The 18,229-nt window shown below is 74.1% G+C and carries 14 protein-coding genes and 1 pseudogene; 4 read left to right on the forward strand and 11 right to left on the reverse strand.

The window, feature by feature from the left end:
* Nucleotides 1-12: 12 nt before the first annotated feature.
* From ACQP10_RS32685 to ACQP10_RS32730, 10 genes and pseudogenes are all read right to left on the reverse strand, one after another.
* Nucleotides 13-3,434: pseudogene (locus ACQP10_RS32685) on the reverse strand (ATP-dependent helicase).
* 260 nt (nucleotides 3,435-3,694) lie between these two features.
* Nucleotides 3,695-6,601, reverse strand: a complete 2,907-nt coding sequence (locus ACQP10_RS32690; RefSeq protein ID WP_346019060.1) for a CDP-glycerol glycerophosphotransferase family protein — start codon at nucleotides 6,599-6,601, stop codon at nucleotides 3,695-3,697.
* 68 nt (nucleotides 6,602-6,669) lie between these two features.
* Nucleotides 6,670-6,990 (reverse strand): MGMT family protein, encoded by a 321-nt coding sequence (locus tag ACQP10_RS32695; RefSeq protein ID WP_179825273.1) that lies wholly within the window; start codon nucleotides 6,988-6,990, stop codon nucleotides 6,670-6,672.
* A complete protein-coding gene (locus tag ACQP10_RS32700) occupies nucleotides 6,978-7,346 on the reverse strand; it encodes a hypothetical protein (protein ID WP_179825274.1) in 369 nt (122 codons plus the stop codon). The genes ACQP10_RS32695 and ACQP10_RS32700 overlap by 13 nt, the downstream gene beginning before the upstream one ends.
* A 131-nt stretch (nucleotides 7,347-7,477) precedes the next feature.
* On the reverse strand, nucleotides 7,478-8,764 hold the full coding sequence (locus ACQP10_RS32705) for a S8 family peptidase (protein WP_433540290.1): 1,287 nt from the start codon (nucleotides 8,762-8,764) through the stop codon (nucleotides 7,478-7,480).
* Nucleotides 8,758-9,702: a hypothetical protein gene (locus tag ACQP10_RS32710; protein ID WP_399501707.1), complete on the reverse strand. Its 945-nt coding sequence runs from the start codon at nucleotides 9,700-9,702 to the stop codon at nucleotides 8,758-8,760. The genes ACQP10_RS32705 and ACQP10_RS32710 overlap by 7 nt, the downstream gene beginning before the upstream one ends.
* A gap of 32 nt (nucleotides 9,703-9,734) precedes the next feature.
* Nucleotides 9,735-11,150, reverse strand: coding sequence for a S8 family serine peptidase (locus tag ACQP10_RS32715; RefSeq protein WP_433540291.1), 1,416 nt, complete (start codon nucleotides 11,148-11,150; stop codon nucleotides 9,735-9,737).
* 64 nt (nucleotides 11,151-11,214) lie between these two features.
* Nucleotides 11,215-11,949 carry a hypothetical protein gene (locus ACQP10_RS32720; protein ID WP_433540292.1) on the reverse strand — a complete coding sequence of 245 codons (735 nt, stop codon included), beginning with the start codon at nucleotides 11,947-11,949 and terminating at the stop codon, nucleotides 11,215-11,217.
* Nucleotides 11,950-12,208: 259 nt separating this feature from the next.
* Complete coding sequence (gene moeZ, locus ACQP10_RS32725; protein ID WP_346019056.1) at nucleotides 12,209-13,390, reverse strand: adenylyltransferase/sulfurtransferase MoeZ; 1,182 nt, start codon at nucleotides 13,388-13,390, stop codon at nucleotides 12,209-12,211.
* Between the two features lie 90 nt (nucleotides 13,391-13,480).
* Entirely contained in the window at nucleotides 13,481-14,422 is a 942-nt protein-coding gene (locus tag ACQP10_RS32730; protein ID WP_399501705.1) for an alpha/beta fold hydrolase, read from the reverse strand.
* 300 nt (nucleotides 14,423-14,722) lie between these two features.
* On the opposite strand from ACQP10_RS32730, the gene ACQP10_RS32735 reads away from it, so the two are divergent.
* On the forward strand, nucleotides 14,723-15,085 hold the full coding sequence (locus tag ACQP10_RS32735) for a hypothetical protein (RefSeq protein ID WP_179825280.1): 363 nt from the start codon (nucleotides 14,723-14,725) through the stop codon (nucleotides 15,083-15,085).
* A gap of 377 nt (nucleotides 15,086-15,462) precedes the next feature.
* Nucleotides 15,463-15,849, forward strand: coding sequence for a hypothetical protein (locus ACQP10_RS32740; protein WP_179825281.1), 387 nt, complete (start codon nucleotides 15,463-15,465; stop codon nucleotides 15,847-15,849).
* 175 nt (nucleotides 15,850-16,024) lie between these two features.
* Here the strand turns inward: ACQP10_RS32740 and ACQP10_RS32745 are convergent, their stop codons facing one another.
* The gene (locus ACQP10_RS32745) at nucleotides 16,025-16,960 is read right to left on the reverse strand and encodes a Ku protein (RefSeq protein ID WP_346019054.1); all 936 of its coding nucleotides are present in this window, start codon (nucleotides 16,958-16,960) and stop codon (nucleotides 16,025-16,027) included.
* Nucleotides 16,961-17,166: 206 nt separating this feature from the next.
* On the opposite strand from ACQP10_RS32745, the gene ACQP10_RS32750 reads away from it, so the two are divergent.
* The gene (locus ACQP10_RS32750) at nucleotides 17,167-17,487 is read left to right on the forward strand and encodes a hypothetical protein (protein WP_218912387.1); all 321 of its coding nucleotides are present in this window, start codon (nucleotides 17,167-17,169) and stop codon (nucleotides 17,485-17,487) included.
* A 59-nt stretch (nucleotides 17,488-17,546) separates the two neighbouring features.
* Nucleotides 17,547-18,176, forward strand: a complete 630-nt coding sequence (locus ACQP10_RS32755; RefSeq protein WP_179825285.1) for a TetR/AcrR family transcriptional regulator — start codon at nucleotides 17,547-17,549, stop codon at nucleotides 18,174-18,176.
* Nucleotides 18,177-18,229: the final 53 nt, after the last annotated feature.

An 18,229-nucleotide genomic window follows, 5' to 3' on the forward strand; every position in this document is an offset into this window, starting at 1 on the left:
GGATGGTACGGCTCAGCACACCTGGTCTCCGTTCTTGCTGACCGGGCAGCTCGACCGCACGGCGCACGTGCGGCAGCCGTCGTTGACCTTGGCCTGGAAGAACGGCCCCGACATGCCGGTCGCGACGGTCTCGACCATGTCGCGGGCCCAGCCGGGGTCGGCGTCCTCCGACAGGGGCCGCTGGATCTGCTCCTTGGCGTCCTTCTTGCCCGCCGCGTCGCCCACCTGGACCAGGGCCGCCCCGCCGGGCTCGGTCATCCCGTGCCGCTGGAAGGCGCCCAGCAGCGCGGCGAGCTGGTACACCCCGAGCTGGGGATGGCGGTCGAGGTCGGCGTCCTTGGGGCCGTTCTTGCCCGTCTTGATGTCGATGATCACGGCCCGGCCGTCGGCGTCGCGCTCGACGCGGTCGACCCGGCCCTTGATCTGCACGCCGTCGGCGAGCGTGGCGACGAACGCCTCCTCCAGGCCGACCAGCTCGCGGGGGTTCTCCCGGTGCCAGCGCAGGAACTTGGCGACCATCTCCTCGGCCACCCGGCGCTGCTTGCGGTTGTACCAGACGCCGCCGAAGTCGAGCTCGCCCCAGACGTCGTCCAGGCGCTTGCCGAGCGTCTCCTCGCTCGGCATGCCGGTCGCGGCCAGCACGGCCAGGGCGTGCACGACCGTGCCCAGGCCCCGGGCCGCGTCGGTGCCGCCCGCGCCGACGGAGGTCTCCAGCAGCCAGCGCAGGCCGCACTTGGTGAAGTTCTCCACCGCCGAGGGCGAGATGCGCACGATGCCGTCGGGCCAGTTCAGCGGGCGGTCGTCGGAGACCGGGGTCAGGGCGTACCACTCGTCGGGGTGCGCGCCGGGCACCCCGGCCACGGCGAGCCGGGCCAGGTGCTCGGCGGCGGCCCGGCGCAGCGGGGCCGGCCGGGTCGTGTCGGTCACCGCCGAGCGGAGGTCGGCGACCAGCGCCGACATGCTCAGCCAGCGGGAGCGCTCGTCGACGCCGGCCTCCTCGTCCGAGCCGGGCACCAGCTCGGTGAGGAACCGGGAGGGGCGCTCCTCGCTGTCCTCCCCGCCGACGGCGGTGACGACGAGCCGCTTCCCGGCCCGGGTCGCCGCGACGTAGAACAGGCGGCGCTCCTCGGCCAGCACCTGGGAGGTCAGGGCGGCGGCGACGGCCGACGGGCTCTCGTGCTCGGAGCCGCGGGCCCGGGCGACCATGTCGTCGGTGCGCAGGATCGGGCCGTGCGGCCGCAGGTCGGGCCAGACGCCCTCCTGGACGCCGGCGACGACCACCACGTCCCACTCCAGGCCCTTGGAGCGGTGCGCGGTCAGGATGCGCACCGAGTCGGCGTCGGGGGCGCGCTCGGCGAGGGAGTCTCCGGGGATCTCCTGGGAGACGAGGTCCTCCACGAACACCTCGACGCCGGCGTGCGGCAGCCGGTCGACGAACTTGGCCGCGTGGTCGAACAGCGCCACCACCGCGTCGAGGTCGCGGTCGGCCATGGCGCCCCGGAACCCGCCCGCGAGGCTCGTCTCGGTCCACTTCTCGGCCAGGCCGGTGGCCTTCCAGACGGTCCACAACACGTCCTCGGCGGTGCCGCCGCGCCGTACGGCCTCGGTGGCGCCGGCGATGAGCCGGGCGACCCGCTCGGCGGGCAGCGCCACGTGCGGCTCGACCCGGACCAGCTCCCGGGCGTCTTTGAGCGCGGCGACGAGGAGTTCGCCGGACGAACGGGGCACCGGCGCCGCGCGCTCCTCCAGCGGGACCGGGAGGTCGTCCTCCCCGGCGCGCCGGCGTCGTCCCGCGGACCGGCCGCGCCGCCGCCGGGCACGCCGTCATCGGGCACGCCGCCATCGGACGCCGGGTCGTCCCGGAGCACGCCGCCGCGCGCGTCGTCATCGCCGGGAGCGTCGTCACCGAGCGGGTCGCCGCCGGGCACGTCGTCATCGCGGAGCGGGTCACCGCCGGGAACGTCGTCATCGCCAAGCGGGTCACCACCGGGAGCGTCGTCGCCGGGCAGGTCGCCGCCGGGAACGTCGCGTTCGTCGGGGTGGAGCAGCGCCTCGTGCTCGGCGATCCGCAGCGCCCGGCGCAGGCGGCGCACGCCGATCATGTCGGTGCCGCCGAGCGCGCCGGTCAGCAACTCCTCGGCCATGCCCTCGTCGAGGTCCTCCGGGTGGAGCGCGACCTGGATCAGCCGGATCAGCGGCCGCACGCCGGGCTCCTGGAACAGCGGCACCTCACCGCCGCCGACCACCGCCGGCACCCCGGCGCTCACCAGCGCGCGGCGCAGCAGCGGGACCTGGCGGGTGACCGAGCGGACCAGCACCGCCATCCGCGACCAGGGGACGCCGTCCAGCAGGTGCGCCCGGCGCAGCGTGTCGGCGACGACGGCGGCCTCCTGGGTCGCGCCGTCGGTCACCACGACCCGGACGTCGCCGGGGACGGCGTCCGGCAGGGCGCGCAGGTCACGGTGGTGGGCCGCGCCGCCGAGCGGGGCGGGCAGGCGGGCGGTGACGCGGCGGGTGGCCCGGAGCAGCTCCGGGCCGCTGCGGCGGCAGACGCGCAGCGCCAGGACGGGCGCCCTGGCGCCGTCGGCGCGGCGGAACCGGTCGGGGAAGTCCATGATCCCGCGCACGTCGGCGCCGCGGAAGCTATAGATCGACTGGTCGGGGTCGCCGACCGCGACGAGGTCGCGGCCCTCCCCGGCGAGCTGCTGGAGCAGCAGCTCCTGGGCCGGGTCGACGTCCTGGTACTCGTCGACGAAGACGACGTCGTAGGCGGACCGCTCACGCAGCCGCGCCTCGGGCTCGGTGAGCAGGGCGGCGGCGGCGCGGACCAGGTCGGCGTAGTCGAGCACCGGCTCGGCGTCGAGGTCGAACCGGGCGTGGTAGCGGTCGGCGAACCGCCCGGCGGCCACCCAGGAGGGGCGGCCGTGCAGGCGGCCCAGCTCGACGAGGTCGCGTCCGCCGAGGCCGATCTCGGTGGCGCGGGCCAGGAAGTCGCGCAGCTCCTGGGCGAAGCCGCGGGTGGCGAGGGCCTCGCGCATGTCCTCGGGCCAGTGGAGGGCGCCGTCCTCCAGCTCGCCGTGGAGCAGGCGGCGGATCTCCAGCAGCTGCTCGGGGGCGGTCAGCACGCGCGGCGGCACCCGTCCGGCGAGTACGGCCTCGCGGCGCAGCAGGGCGTAGGCGTAGGAGTGGAAGGTCATCGCCAGCGGGGTGCGGGTGGTGCGGCGGACCCGGGCGGTGATGCGCTCGCGCAGCTCCTCGGCGGCCCTGCGGCTGTAGGTGAGGACCAGCACCCGTTCGGGGTCGGCGCCCCGCCGCTCGATCCGGTCGACCACGCTCTCCACGATCGTGGTGGTCTTGCCGGTGCCGGGCCCGGCGAGCACGAGCAGCGGGCCGCTCTCATGGGCCACCACCGCACGCTGGTGCTCGTCGAGCACGGGGGCAACAGCCCTCCCCGCGCCCTCACGACGTACCAGACGCCAACCCTGACCACTCACAACTCGTCATTCCACCAGATCCCGGACGATGATCGTGCCGAGTCCGTGCGAGTCGCACGGTGAAAGACGCGGCCGGTGCGGGCGGACCGCCCGGGGGAACCGGCCGGACCTCGGCGGGAACGCGCCCCTGGAGAATCCGGGACCGTCGGAAATCTCACAGGATGTCCGGAGTTCTCACCGCGGCCCGGCCCCCGTACGCGTCAGGAGCCGCCGAAGACGTGGTCCACCAGCCGGCCGGTCGCCTTGCCGTCGTCGCGGGGCGCGTAGGTGCGGCGGAACCGCTCGTAGCGGTCGGCGTGCGCGGCGGCCACCTCGTCGATCGTCCGCAGCGCCTCGATCACCTCGGCGGCGGTCGTCAACATCGGCCCGGGGACCTCGGCCGCGAGGTCGAGGTACAGGCCCCGCTTGGCCGAGTAGCGCTGCGCGTCGTAGGTGAAGAAGAGCATGGGCCGGCCGGTCGCGGCGAAGTCGAACATGATGGCCGAGTAGTCGGTGATCAGCACGTCGGCGATCAACAACAGATCCGTCACTTCCGGATACGTCGTGACGTCCAGCGCGAGATCACGCGGCACGTTCGGGGCCGCCTGCATCGGGTGTCCCCTGACCAGGAACGTGTGGCCCGCCCCGAGGACCCGCCGCGCCTCGGCGAGGTTCAGCTTCACCGAGGCGTTCCTGCGGTCGTAGTCGCGGAAGGTCGGCGCGTAGAGCACCACGGTGGAGCCCTCGGCGACGCCCAGCTCGCGCCGCACCCGCGCGGCGATCTCGTCCCGGTCGGGGGACGACAGCACGTCGTTGCGCGGGTAACCGCTCTCCAGGACCTCCCCGCGGTAGCCGAACGCCTTGCGCAGGATCGGGGTGGCCCACGGGCTCTGGGAGACCAGCAGGTCCCAGCCGCGCACCTCGGCCGCCTGGCGGTGCCAGGCCGGCGGCTTCGGGTCGCGCGACATGTGCGGCAGGTCGTTGCCCAGGCGCTTGAGCGGGCTGCCGTGCCAGGTCTGCACGACCGTCTGGTCCTCGCGGGCCCGGAACCACGGCGGCAGGAAGCCGTTGGCCACGATGTACCGCGAGCGGGCGAGCGCCGCGTAGTGCTCGCGGCTGCCGGAGCGGACCACCGTCGGGCGGATGTCCGGGCCGAAGCCCAGCTCGGCCGACCCCGGCGGGACGAACGCGCCGTCCTTGACCACCCAGATGTGCTCGCGGTCGTCGCCGCGCCGTACGCGCTCCTCGTAGACCGCGCGGACGTTGCCCTCGTACTGGCGGCCGTCGTAGGAGACGTAGACGGTCGCGTCGGTCGTCTCCATGGCCCGCTGGGCGGGGTAGAACGTGCGCTGCAGCGCGTACAGGCCGCCGGCGCCCTTCTCGTCGTCGGGCACGTGCTCGGCGACGGTCAGCACGGGCACGTCGAACCGGGTGGAGACCAGGCGGTACTCCCGCCCGTCGCGGACCTTCGTCTCCTCGTCCAGCGAGTCGAGGAGGGCGTGGTCGACGCGGACCGGCACGATCTTCCCGCCGGGGTCGCGGACCGCCATGCTCCAGGTGCCGCTCGCCAGCGGGACGGTCCCGGCGAAGCGCGGCATCGCGGCGGGCGCGAACCGCGCCGTGAAGCGTTCGCCGTCGCGCTCCAGCGGCACGGTGTGGATGAGGCCGGTGCGGTGCTTGAGGCTCAACTCGACCTCGCCGGGGGCGGCGGGATAGGAGCCGGCGAGGGTGAGCGTGCCGTCCGCGGCCCAGGCCGCCTCGGAGATGACGGGGCGGACGCGCTGGGCGGAGACCGACACGCGGTCGCGCCGGTCGCCCAGCACGGTGATCTCCCGCTCGCCGATCACCGAGCGGCTCTCCGCGGCGCCGCCCAGCATGACGGGGGCCGCGGGCTCGCCCTTGGGCTCGACCCAGAGCCTGCCGCCGTCGCGCTCCTGCAGCAGGGAAGGTACGGCGAGCGGCACGACGACGTCGGTGCCGCCCTCGACGGGGGTGAAGTCGGCGGCGATGCGGTGGCCGTCCAGCCGCGCGTTGCCCCTGGCGTGCTGCTTGCCGGGCAGGAAGACCCGCAGCTCCAGCCGGTCGCCGTCCAGCGTCACCCCGGTCAGCTCGGCCCGGGTGGGCTGCAGCGCGATCTGCAGGGCGCGGTCGGAGGTCCAGACCGGGCGGATCCACCGGCGATGGCCGATGTCCAGGCCCGCGGGCCGCTCGGTGCGGCCGGTGGAGGGACCGCGCAACAGGCCGACGGCGCGGGCGCCGCGGCTCCAGATCACGATCTCCGCGCGCCACGTCGTGGTGTCGCGCACGGCGGAGCGGCGGCGCAGCAGCCGCCTGCCGCCGCGCAGCACCGCCCGCGCCCCGGTGCGCCAGCGCAGCGACCAGGGACGCAGCTCGGCGACGAAGCCGGACCAGTCGTAGTTGCAGCCCGCCTCGGCGGCGCCGTGGGTCGCCGAGGGGTCGAGGACGCGGCGGGTGCGCAGCCGTACGGGCGGCAGCCAGCGGGGGCCGCGCAGCACGACGGTGGCGCGGTTGAGGCGGGGGCCGCGGACCGACAGGCCCGCGAGGTAGGCGTGGCCGGTGATCCGCAGCCGCCCGTCGGACCAGGAGATGTCCTCGATCCGGGTGATCGGGACGAGGTCGGCGGCGCGCAGCCGGAACATGCTCTCCGGGAGCTCGTCCTGGAACGGCAGGTCGGCGTACCAGCGCATCTTCCTGCGGACCCGGCGGGACGGCTCGGCGGCGGCCGTGACGATCTTCTGCAGCGCGTCGCCCTCGACGAGGTCGTCCGCCTCGCGGGTGTCGACCAGGTGGAAGGCGATCCTGCGCGCCACCGGCAGGTCGCGCTTGACCTTGGCGTCCACCCCGGCGAGGTACGGCTTGACGAGGGTGACGAACTCGCGCCTGCGGGCGGCGCCGCGCTTGACCGCGAGGTCCAGCCGGGTGCCGAGCGGGCCCGCCAGGACCTCGGCGTCGAACCGGCGGCGCTGGGCGGGCGTGAGCCCTTCGGCGAGCACCGCCGCCATCATCGATTCCAGGGGCTCCCCGCGGTCGCAGAGGTCCTGGACGACTTTCAGGCGGTCGGCGACGGAATCGCCGCCTGCCCGCACGGGTGTGACGCCGGTGGCCATGGGGGGGAGGCACCGCCTTTCGGACAGATCGCTGTCCTACGCCATCGTAGTGGGCCCGCGGACGTCGATTACGCCCGGTTTCTGGGTGTGCCGTCCCATCTGGCCGCGCGGATGTCGGCGCGGGAACCCCGCAGCGGGGTGTCCTCCCGGTGCCAGTGCTCCAGGCACCGCCGCTCGTGGCCCGGCGGCGGGGTGCCGTCGGCGTGCACGACGCGCCACCAGGGCACGCCGCCGCCCCACAGGGACATCACCCGGCCGACCTGCCGGGGACCGCCCTCGCCGAGGTACTCGGCGATGTCGCCGTAGGACATGACCATCCCCGGCGGGATGCGCTCGACCAGGTCGAGCACCCGCTCGGCGTACGGTGTCGGGTGGCCTACCGGCTCCATGCGGCCGGTCCGGCGGCCAGGATCTCGTCGACCTTGCCGAACTCGTACGACGCCGAGCCGTTCAGCTGTTCCAGACGACCCTCGCGGATCGCGTAGGTCTCGCCGTCCTCGCCGACCAGGCTGGCGTTCAGCAGCGTCGATACCCGGGCGAGCTGGGCCACGTGCCAGTCGGACCCGGGCGCGCCGGACAGGCCGCCGTTCCAGACCGCGACGGCGTGCAGACCGTCGGCGTGGCGGGCCATGACCTCGCCTGTCTCCTGTGAACCGCGGAACTCGAACCCCGCCTGCCCCAGCACAGTCGCGAGTTCCGCGAAGGCGAGAGGCGCCGGGCGCTCCACGCGCAACTCGTACCCCATGAGGGGCGACCCTAGCGAACCTTTGATCGCCTTCGTGCCGGAGATCCGAAGATCGGACCGCGCCACACCCGAAGAGTGTCCGAACGGTGTCCAAACCGCGTTCGAATCGAGTTCGAACCGTCCCCGCGGACTCATCCCTCCGGCCCGCGCCGCGGTCCCGGCCACAGCGGCCTGCGCCGCCACCGGAGGCCGCCCGGTTCCCCACCGCCGCGCGGGCCGGACGGCGCGGGACGCCGGTTGAGCGCCACCGCGGCCCCGGTGAAGGCCAGCACCCCGGTCAGCAGGCCGGTGCCGTACAGCCACAGGCGCAGCGGGTCCGGGCCGGGCCGTTCCGGCGGCGGGGCCGACGCGCCTGCCCCGAAGTGCCCGCCCGGGGGCTCCCCGGGCCCGGACCGGGCGCCCGCCAGCTCCCCGGCCTTGGCCAGCGCCGCCGCGGCGTCGACCACGCCGAACCCGATGTGGTCGTCGTATCCGGCGGCGGGCGGGGAGGTGGCGGTGGAGGTCAGGGCCCGCGACACGAGATAGGGCGGCAGATCCGGATATTTCGCTTTTATCAGCGCGGCGACCCCGGCCACCAGCGCGGTCGCCGCACTGGTCCCCTCCGACATGCCGTACCCGCCGCCCGGGAGCGTCACCGGCACGCCCACCCCCGGCGCGGCGACCATGACCGACAGGTTGTCGCTGCTGAACGGCGCCGGCTCGCCGCGGGCGTCTACCGCGCCCACCCCGATGACCCCGGAGTATCCGGCCGGGAAGCTCCAGAAGGAGGTGCCGTGGCTCGCGGTGTAGGCCGAGCCGCCGTCGTTCCCGGCCGCCGCGACCAGCACCACGCCCCGCGACAGCGCGTAGGAGACCGCCTCGCGCTCGGCCCGGTGCGGCCCGTAGGCGCCCAGCGACATGCTGACGACCTTGGCCCCGTGGTCGGCGGCGTAGCGGATCGCGCGGGCCAGCGGGCTGTCGGCGCCCTGCCGCCGCTCCACCCTGGGCGGCGCGGCGCCGATCCCGCCTTCGCCGTCCTCGTCCTCGCGCGGCACCAGCGGCAGGGAGAGGATCCCGGCCTCCGGCGCGACGCCGAGCAGGCCGCCGTCGCCCTTGCCCGCCCCGGCGATGAGCGAGGCCATCGCGGTGCCGTGCATGCCCGGCGCGGAACCGCCCGGGAGCGCGCTCTCGGCGAATCCCATGTCGGGCCCGGAGACGACCCTGCCGCGCAGCTCGGCGACCCCGGCGTCCACCGCGCTGTCCACCACGGCGACGGTGACCCCCACGCCCCGGGTGACCTTCCACGCCTGCTCGACGTCGAGCGCCTGCAGCACCCAGCGCTGGTCCTGGCGCACGTCCGCGGCGGCCGGCGGCGCGGGGACCAGCAGGAAGAGCGCGGCCAGGGCGCCCGCCGCCCGCGGCAGGCCCCGCCTCAGCACACGTTCCCCTGGGTGCACCGGGGCACGGCGCTGGGCTCGTCGCCCAGCGCCCGGGCGATGCGCCCGGCGACCGACTGCGCCACCGGCCACAGCTCGCTGTGCAGGATCTCCTCCGGCGCGACCGCCTCGCGGGTGCGCCCGTCGGCGTACCCCGCGGTGAAGAACACGATGTAGGGGCCGACCCCGATCCAGGCGTTGCGCTGACGCTGGGCCGCGCCGAACAGGGCGCTCGCCGTACCGGGGAACGCCACGGGCCGCACCCCCACCCGATCGTCGACGGCCAGCCGGGAGGTGGCCGCCATCCGCCGCTCCTCGTCGCCGAGGACGGCGATGCCGACGGTGACGACGAAGGACGAGGTCTGGTCGGCGTAGGTGGCCCGCAGCAGCGTGCGGCAGCCCTGCTCGGCGAGGGTCGTGCCGACCGGGGTGTCGGTGCCGACCCGGCAGGGGACCTCGGGCGCCATGCCGATCCGGCGGGCGTACTGCTGCGCCCCGCCCAGGCCGACGTACTGCAGCTCGGTGGGGAAGACCAGGGTCGCGGGCCAGGTGCGCCAGCGCCCGGCGATCTCGTCCTTGACGTAGCGGTCCTGCTCGGCGGGGGTGAGGCGGCGAGACCCGCTCTCGTGGACCAGTCCGGCCGCGCCGACCAGCACGTTGGTCATGGCGATGACCAGGATCACGCCCGCCAGGAGCAGGAAGACCGCGCGGAACCGCACCCCCTGCTCCAGGGTCGCCCGTACGGCGCGCTCGGCGGCGGCGCGGTCGCGGGACGCGGCCGGCCAGGGGCGGACCCGCCGGGGGACGGCGGGGGCGGGGACCCGCCGCGCCCGCGCGGCGCCGGACGCCCGGGAACCGGGCGGCGGCCACCCGCCGCGGGCACCGGACGCCGGGGCCTTCAGGCGCCGTCGCGGCTCCTGCGAACGCCCGGGCATCGACATACTTCGATGCTACGTCGCCGGGCTCCGCCGCCCTATGCCTCCCCGCCGCCCGGGGCGGACCGCGTGTCCCCGCTGTCCGGAATCGGCCACGTGCCGCCGCTCTCCGACGCGGTACGGATGACCGCGCCGCCGTTCTCCGGCGCGGTACGGATGACCGCGCCGCCGTTCTCCGGCGCGGTACGGGTGACCGGGCCGTCCGGGATCGGCCCGGCCGCCCGGCGGCGGCGTGCGGCGCGGGCGGAGACGGCGAGCACCGCCAGGGACGCGACGGCCCCCAGTCCCGCGGCCCCGGCGATCCCCCCGTACAGGTTGATCATGTCCCGATCCCGCCGTACGACCTGCACCGGTCCGGCCGCCCGGCCGACCGGGCTCGCGGGGTCCTGGAGCGCGCCCGCCCGGGCGGTCAGGGTGTGGCGGTGGATCCTGGCGGCCTCGGCCAGCGCCCGGGAGGCGTTGACCACCCCGAACCCCAGGCCGGTGTCGTAGCCGCCGCTCGGCCGCCGGGTGGCTCCGGCGGTGAGCGCCTGCGCCACCAGCGCGGGCGACATACGCGGATATTTCGCTTTTATGAGGGCGGCTACCCCCGACACCAGCGCCGCCGCCTGCGAGGTGCCCCTGCCCACCCAGTATTCGTCGCCGGGTCCCGCGCCGAGGACGTCCACCCCGGGCGCGGCCAGCAGCACCGAGGGGTTGCGGTTGGAGAAGGACGCCCGGCGCAGCTTCCGGTCCGCCGCGGCGACCGAGACGACCCCGGGGAAGGCGGCCGGATAGGAGTAGGGGGCGTAGCCCGTACCGGCGGACTTCCGGGCCCCGTCGTTGCCCGCGGCGGCGACCAGCACGACCCCCTTGGAGATCGCGTAACGGATCGCCGCCCGCTCCTCCTTCGTCGCCAGTTCCTTGGAGATCGACATGTTGATCACGTCGGCGCCGTGGTCCACGGCGTACCGGACGCCCCTGGCGACCACGTTCTCGAACCGCGTGGCGGTGTTGAACCGCCGGAAGCCCGGCTCCTCGTCCTCCAGGATCACCCGCACCGACAGCACCTCGGCCTTCGGCGCGACGCCGACGACCCCGTCGGCGCCGCCCGGGCCGTGCCCGTGCCCGGCGATGAGCGAGGCCATGTAGGTGCCGTGCAGCCGCGCGGGGACGACGCCCGGCGGGTTGGCGCCCCGGGCGAAGTCCCTGCCCTCCACCACCGAGCCGGCGAGGTCGCGGTGGGTCGCGTCCACCCCCGAGTCGAGCACCGCGACCGTCACGTTCTCACCCTTGGAGATCCGCCAGGCGTTCGGCAGGTCCAGCGTCCGCAGCACCGGCTCCTGGGCGGTCCGCACGTCGTCGGCGCGGGCGGCGGTGACGGGGCCCGCCGTACCGGCCACGGCCAGGAGGAACGCCGCGACCGCCGGGGCCGCCCGTCCCAGCGCCGCCGTGCTCGTCCGTCTCGGCGCCACCGGAACCGCCGGGGCCGCCGGGACAGCCCGTCCCGGCGCCACCGCGCCCCCGGCGCCCCGCGCCTCAGCACCTCCACTCCGCCGAGGCGCAGTCGGGCCGCGCGGGCGTGGCGAGGTCGGCGAGGATCCGGTCGGCGATGTCGCCGGCGAAGGCGAACACGGTCGGCCGCTGGGTCCCGGCCGCGCGGGCGGGCCGGCCGTCCACCTGCCCGAACGTGGCCAGCACCAGGTACGGCCCGGCCCGCCGCACCAGGCCGCCCTGTCGCTCGTCCTGGCCGAACCGGTCGGTGACGGTGCCGGGGTAGGCCAGCGCCCGCAGGCCCGGCGCCGGACGGCCGCCCCTGGGCAGCGCCGCCTCCGCCGTGGCGGCGCCCCGCTCCGTCCCGAAGGCCGCGACGCCGACGGTGACGACGATCCCCTGAAGCCCGTCGATGTAGGTGGCGCGCAGGATCCCCCGGCACCCCGCCCGGCGCAGCGCCCCGTGGAGCCCGGCGTCCACCGCCCGGTCGCACCGGGTCTCCGGTGAGATGCCCACGCGCAGGGCGTTCTCCCGCCCGCCCTGCTCGGCGGCGTAGCCGACGGACTCGGGGAAGATCCGCCCGGCGGGCCAGGTCTGCCAGCGCCGGGCCAGCTCGCCGAGGGAGGCCCGCTCCAGCTCGGCGGGGGTCGGCCCGCGGGTGAGCTCGGCCGCCGCGGTACGCACCGCCGCTCCGGCCACGATCACGCAGGTCAGCGTGAGCAGCGAGGCGATGACCAGCGTCGGCCAGGCCCGCCCTCGCCGATCATGAATCCCGCCCACGCCTTGACCTTAGTGCGGCCAGAAGAGTGCGAACCGCTACAAAAAAGTGTGAACCGCCGCGGAGGTCGGCGCGAGCCACGGTGAAAACCGGTGTGAGACTCCGCGGGCGCCGGCCGGGACCGCCGCGGAACGACGGCCGCCCGGCCGCGCGGGGTGCGCGGCCGGGCGGGCTGTACGGGGGTGGCCGCCCGTTCGGCGGCCGGTGGGCCGGGGTCGCCCGCGGCCACCGGGCCGCCGGGCGACGCCGCCCCTCGCTCGATCAGTAGGTCGGCAGGCTCGGGTCGATCGTCTTGATCCAGCTCAGCACACCGCCGCCCACGTGGACGGCGTCGGAGAAGCCGGCGTTCTTGACGATCGCCAGGCACTCGGCGGACCGGGCGCCGGACTTGCAGTGCAGGACGATCTTCTTGTCCTGCGGGAGCCGCTCCAGCGCGGAGCCGTTGAGGAACTCGCCCTTGGGGATGAGCACGGCGCCGGGGATGGAGACGATCTCGTACTCGTTCGGCTCGCGGACGTCGACGACGAAGACGTCCTCGCCGGCGTCCTGCATGGCCTTGAGGTCGGCCGCGCTGATCGTGGAGCCGGAGGCGGCCTCCTGGGCCTCGGCCGAGACCGCGCCGCAGAACGCCTCGTAGTCGTCGAGCAGCTCGGTGACCGTCGGGTTCTTGCCGCAGAGCACGCACTCGGGGTCCTTGCGGACCTTGACCGAGCGGTAGTTCATCTCCAGGGCGTCATAGATCATCAGGCGGCCGACCAGCGGCTCGCCGATGCCGGCGATGAGCTTGATGGCCTCGTTGACCTGGATGGAGCCGACCGAGGCGCACAGCACACCGAGCACGCCGCCCTCGGCGCAGGAGGGCACCATGCCGGGGGGCGGGGGCTCGGGGTAGAGGCAGCGGTAGCAGGGGCCGTGCTCGGCCCAGAACACGCTGGCCTGGCCGTCGAAGCGGTAGATCGAGCCCCAGACGTACGGCTTGCCGAGCAGGACCGCGGCGTCGTTCACCATGTAGCGGGTGGCGAAGTTGTCGGTGCCGTCGACGATCAGGTCGTACCCGGAGAAGATCTCCATGACGTTGTCGGTGCTCAGCGCGACGTTGTGCACGACCACGTCGATCAGCGGGTTGATCTCCCGGACGCTGGCGGCGGCGCTCTCGGCCTTGAGGCGGCCGACGTCGGACTGGCCGTGGATGACCTGGCGCTGCAGGTTGGACTCGTCGACGACGTCGAAGTCGATCACGCCCAGCGTGCCCACACCCGCGGCCGCGAGGTACAGCAGCGCGGGTGAGCCGAGGCCGCCGGCGCCCACACAGAGCACCTTGGCGTTCTTCAGGCGCTTCTGACCGGCCATCCCGACGTCGGGGATGATCAGATGGCGCGAGTAACGACGCACCTCGTCGACGGACAGCTCGGCTGCCGGCTCTACCAGCGGTGGCAACGACACAGTTCTGCTCCCGTTTCAGGGGTCTTCAAGAGGCGGCCGGGCACAGGGCGAGCACGGCGCGCACCACTGACAACCCGGGGGACGCCCCGGTCATTCCCCGATCCGCGACCGGGCACTCCCGGCGCTTCCGGCGCTCCGGGCGTTCCCGGTGCTCTCGGTGATGAGCTGCCTGGCCTCCCTGGCCACCCGCTCCGGGACCTCCATCTGGGCCACGTGCCCGGCGTCGGGCAGCAGCACCAGCCGGACGCGCGGGAACGTCCGCCAGGCACGGGCCGCCATCCGGGGGTTGACCAGCCGGTCGTAGCGGCCGTGGACGACCAGCGTGGGCGCGGTCACCCTGGCCGCCTGCCGCCACAGGTTGTCCTCGCCGCGCCGGAAGTACTCGGCGACGAGCCCGCGCGCCGAGCCGATCATCGACGCCCCGGCGTACGGCAGGCCGTCCCGGCGGCGCAGCTCCTCGGCGGCCTCGCGCAGCCGGTCGGGGTGGACGCGGCCGAGGTCGGCGTAGCACATGGCCATCGTGGCGTTGATCCTGCGCTCCGGCGGCAGCATGCTGAGCCGGTTCGCGGCCCAGTCGCCCAGCCTCGGCACCGTCGACAGGGCCACCCGCGCCGGGCCGTACCGGGGGGTCAGGTCGGGCAGCGCCGGGGAGACGAGCGTGAGGGAGCGGACCAGGTCCGGGCGGGTCGCGGCGATCCGCACCGAGACCGCGCCGCCCAGGGAGTTGCCGAACAGGTGGACTGGCCCGGCCGAGATCCGCTCGACCAGCGCGGCCACCGAGCGGGCGTGGGCGTCGACCGAGTAGTCGCCACCGGGCGGCTCCGGGGAGTGCCCGGCTCCCGGGAGATCGACGGCGTGCCCGGTGACCAGGTCCGACAGGTGGCCCATCAGGTCGGTCCAGTTCGTCGCGGAACCGGCCAGCCCGTGCACGTAGACGGCGGTCTCCGCCGGTCCCGGCGGGGTGGCCCGCACGTGGAGGCGCTGCCCTCCGATGTCGACCATCTCGCCCGGCCAGACCGGAATCGGCTCCATGACCCCTCGTCCTCTCGTGTCGCACCCGTGACGGCCTCTGGCTCGACGATAGCCGGTCACCTCCCACCTCGGCACAAAAGCGACATTAAAGACATTTCACAGCAAAACAATTAATAAGAGTCTAACCGCGTCGATAAATAGATAAGGCAGAAGTAAAAGCGGCCAATCTCTGTTTGTTGCCCAAGGCGGACGGAAATCAAGTCTGCGAGAGATCGGCCCTTAAGGGCCATCTCGGACATTTTCCGAGGAATCGCGGAAATGTCAGAGCGGGGCAACCGATCCTTTCAAGGGGGAAACGCAATGCCCAAGTTCAAGAGCGTCTTCGCCGGGCTCGCGGTCAGCACGGCGCTGGCCGGCGGCATCGTCAGCCTGGGCGCGGCCACCACCGCGACCGCGGCCAACGCCGCCGTGGCCCAGACCACCGTCGCCGGCTTCCAGACCTGTGGCGGCGGCGGCTGCGGCTGGCGCCGCTGCGGTTGTGGCGGCGGCTGTGGTCGCCGTTGCAGCCACCACCGCTTCCGGCTGAGGGTCATCACCGTCAACAACAACCACAACAACGTCCGGGGCGACAACCTGCAGGCTCAGCGTCAGCGCCAGTTCCAGGAGGACCGGGACTTCGAGTTCAACCGGTTCGACCCGTTCGTGGAGGGCGACCGCGACTGACCGGTCGCCCGGCCGGGACGCGGCACGCGGCCCTAGCAGGTGACCGCGCGCGATCCGGCTCGTGACCGTGACGAGTTCCAACCCGCCCGGGGGGTGAGGCCCGGGCCCGCACGGGGCGCCGTTCTCCGCGAAAGACGGTGACCGCCCGGCGGGCCCGGGTGCCCGGGGAGACGAATACGACCCCGCACGGCACCCGCCGGCCGGCACGGGGAATTCCCGTACGGCATTGCCCGAATGGGGCCGGGCGGCCGGCGCCGCCGGAAATCCCATTCCACGGCCGCCGCCCGCAACGGCGCGCCATCCGGCGGACGGCACGTGATTTTTCGAGAAGCGCAGAGAAACGAGCGGGGAACCGCTCACACAAAGGGGAAATACAAATGTTCAAGACTGTTCTCGCGGGTCTCGCGGTCAGCACCGCGCTGACCGGCGGCATCATCAGCCTGGGCGCGGCCACCACGGCCGCCGGCGCCACCGTGGCTCCGACCACCATCACCGGCTTCCAGACCGGCTGCGGCTGCGGCGGCTGCGGCGGCGGCTGCGGCCGCCGCAACTTCAGCCACCGGCGCTTCAGGCTGAGGGTCATCACCGCCAACAACAACCGCAACGACGTGCGCGGCGACAACGCCCAGGCCCAGCGCGAGCGCCAGGCCCAGACCCGCCGTGACTTCGAGTTCGAGCGCTTCAACCCGGTGATCGGCGAGCCGGAGCGCCGCCGGGGCGAGGGTGGCGGCGGCGGCGACGCGGCCGCCGCGCCGACCAGCTGACGCTCCACCGATCGCGGGCGGATCTCACTCCGCGCGCATCACGACGGGGGCCTCACCGGCGTCGAGCCGGCGGGGCCCCCGTCCCCGCGTTTCCGGGAACGGAACGACCGCCGCCGTACGGTGGCCTCCGCCGTACCGGGGACGGCCCCGCCCCGGACGGCGGCGTCACGACGCGTCAGGCGGGGCGGCGCGCCTTCCCCTTGCGCGGCGCCTTCTCCGCCCCCTGCTCCCCGGTCTTCTCTCCCTGCTCTCCCTGTTCCCCGGTCCGTCCCCGGGCCCCGCCCTCTCCGGCGGCGCGGGCGGACCCGCGCGCGGCGGCCGGCGCCCCGCCGGACGGCTGCCGGCGCTTGGCCGCCTCGACGCTGGCGCGGAGCGCGGCCATCAGGTCGGGTGCGGGACCGGGTTCGGGCACCGTGGCCGGCACGACGACCTCGCGTCCCGCGACCTTGGCCTCGATGACCTCCTGGAGCGCCTCCCGGTAGGCGTCCTTGTACAGCGCGGGGTCGAAGTCGGCGACCATGCTGTCGATCAGCGACTCGGCCATCCTCAGCTCCTGGGGCCGGACCTCGGCCTCCTCCTCCAGGAACCCGAAGTCGGCCTGACGCACCTCGTCGGGCCAGAGCATCGTCTCCAGCACGAACACCCCCTCCCTGACCCGGAGCACCGCCAGCGACTCGCGCTGCCGCAGCGCGACCTTGACGATCGCCACCCGCCCGGAGCGTTCGAGCGCGTCGCGCAGCAGCACGTAGGGACGCACGCCCTCGGAGTCGGGCTCCAGGTAGTAGGACTTGTTCAGCAGGATGGGGTCGATCTGGGCGGCCGGGGAGAACTGGAGCACCTCGATCCGCCGCGAGGTCGAGAGCGGCAGGTCCTCGAAGTCCTCGCTCTCCAGGACGACCATCTCGCCGGTCGGCAGCTCGTAGCCCTTGGCGACGTCGGCGTAGGGCACCTCCTCCTCGCAGACCTCGCAGATCCTCCGGAACCTGACCCGGCCCGCGTCCTCCTTGTGCACGAGGTGGAAGGTGACGTTGCGTTGCTCGGTCGCGGTGTGCACCCCGACCGGGATCGTGACCAGCCCGAACGCGATCGCGCCTTTCCAGATGCTCCGCATGGTCTCTCCCTGTCTCGGGACCGCCCCGCCGATCTTCGCACGTACGTTCGGAATGTGAACAAGGTGGATGTAAACACTCACCAACAGGGCAGTTACCCGCCATGGGGGTTCCGATGCCCCGCCTTTCACGGCGGGCGGGACCCGAAGTCGTACGCTGGGCGATGTCCGATGTTCGCCCGGTCACACGGAAGAACGGAAGAGAGCGGATGGCTGAGATGAACGTGCAGGGTCATGGTCCGGCGGACCTGGACGACGAGACGCTCACGGACCTTCCCGAGGAGGAGGAGATCGGGATCGAGACGACCGACGCCGACGCCGCCGAGCAGGCCCGTCCGGAGCGTGACGACACCCCCGGCCGGGTCTCCGGGGCCTCGCCCGAGACCCCCGAGGCCGACGCCGTCGAGCAGACCCGTCCGGTGCTGGAGGACGGCCCCGACTGGCCGGATCACATCCCGTTCGACGCCGACCCCGCCGACGCCACCGAGCAGACGCGCGTCGTGGAGCTCGACGAGGACGACTATCGCTGACCTGGTTACCCACGCGTAGGATGTCGCAGGACAGCAGGAGCACCCGCAAGGAGAACGCCGTGACCGCTACCCCGGACGCCAAGCCCCGGGGCACCCGGCTGCCCCGGATGGCCCGCCGTCGCCAGTTGCTCAGCGCCGCCCAGGAAGTCTTCGTGGAGAACGGCTACCACGCGGCGGCGATGGACGAGATCGCCGAACGGGCCGGCGTCAGCAAGCCGGTTCTCTACCAGCACTTCCCCGGCAAGCAGGAGCTCTATCTCGCCCTGCTGGACGTGCACGTGGACGACATGATCGCCCGCTGCCGCGACGCCCTGGCCTCCACCACCGACAACAAGCAGCGCGTCCAGGCGGCGATCGGGGCGTTCTTCGACTTCGTCTCCACCCAGGGCGAGGCGTTCCGGCTGGTCTTCGAATCCGACCTGCGCAACGTCGCCCCGGTCCGCCAGCGCATCGAGCGCAACCTCCGCGAGAGCGCCGAGATGATCAGCCAGGTCATCCAGGAGGACACCGGCTGCTCCAGCGACGAGGCCCGGCTGCTCGGCGTCGGCCTGGTCGGCATGGCCGAGGTCAGCGCCCGCTACTGGATCAGCAGCGGCGGCTCCATTCCCAAGGACGCCGCCACCCAGCTCATCGCCCGCCTGTCGTGGCGCGGCATATCCGGCTTCCCCCGCACCACCGCCGAGCACTGACGGAGCGGCACGGCCGAGCGCCGGCGAGGCGGACGCGCCTGTTCGCTTGACGC

This window comes from Streptosporangium sandarakinum (genome assembly GCF_050942225.1).
GTDB lineage: Bacteria > Actinomycetota > Actinomycetes > Streptosporangiales > Streptosporangiaceae > Streptosporangium > Streptosporangium nondiastaticum.